The following is a 1,111-nucleotide window of genomic DNA, read 5'->3' on the forward strand; positions in this document are numbered from 1 at the left end:
GCTCTCTATTAATGGCTCTTTTGACCATCTTTCTTTTTGATAAATCACAAAAAAATAGCCCTGAAAGCAGATATCAAAAAAATATACCAACAAATGGAGTCATGGCGATGAGCTTAAGTATTCTCGATTTGTTCAAGATTGGTGTAGGCCCTTCCTCATCCCATACTGTGGGTCCGATGGTAGCCGCCAACCGCTTCCTTGAGGCCCTGCTCCAACTGGGGCAGCTTGAGAATACCGGTCAGATTCGTATTGAGCTCTATGGTTCCCTGGCCATGACCGGTGCAGGCCATGCCACCGATACTGCCGTGATGCTGGGCCTTATGGGTGAAAAACCGGATCAGCTTGATCCTGACCAGGCTCCGGCATTGATCAACGATGTCCGCAACACCGGTCAGTTGATACTTGCTGGCCAATATCCGATCCCTTTCGTCGAAGATCAACACCTTCACTTTTTGCATGGTCACTCGCTTGCCAAGCACCCTAACGGTATGACGCTGAGAGCCTTTGATGCAGCAGGCCTTGAGCTTTTTCATGACAATTATTACTCCGTGGGCGGAGGCTTCGTACTGAATGAAGAGGAAACCGAACAGACGACTTCGGCAACGGACATTCAGATACCCTTTCCGTTCAATAACGCTCAGGACCTTCTGGATATCGGAGACAGAACCGGGCTCTCCATCGGTGAAATTGTCCTGGAGAATGAACAACACCTGGGAAGATCTGACCAGATCCAACCGGCGTTGCTGAATATCTGGCAGGTAATGGATCACTGCATCAACCGTGGCTGTGAGCAGACAGGGGTACTTCCCGGCGGCCTGAATGTCAATCGTCGTGCAAATCAGCTGCATCAGGAACTGTTGAACCGCCCCGCAGACCAGCAGGATCACCTGGAAGTCATGGACTGGGTTAACCTGTTTGCCATCGCCGTCAATGAAGAGAACGCCGTTGGTGGTCGTGTCGTTACCGCGCCAACCAATGGTGCAGCCGGTGTTATTCCGGCGGTTCTTGCCTATTACGATCGTTTTGTTCCGGGTAGCACTGAATCAGGTATTGTGACCTTTCTGGCCACCGCTGCAGCCATCGGCATGCTCTATAAAAAGAACGCCTCAAT

1 protein-coding gene is annotated in these 1,111 nt (G+C 50.9%); it reads left to right on the top strand.

Going from position 1 to position 1,111, the window contains the following annotated elements; translation table 11 throughout:
• Positions 1-107 precede the first annotated feature (107 nt).
• On the top strand, positions 108-1,111 hold a 1,004-nt coding region (locus tag J7438_RS25795; protein WP_209278897.1), incomplete at its 3' end, for an L-serine ammonia-lyase.

The sequence above is a fragment of the Thalassotalea sp. G20_0 genome (assembly GCF_017744175.1).
In the GTDB taxonomy this organism is placed as follows: domain Bacteria; phylum Pseudomonadota; class Gammaproteobacteria; order Pseudomonadales; family Endozoicomonadaceae; genus Endozoicomonas.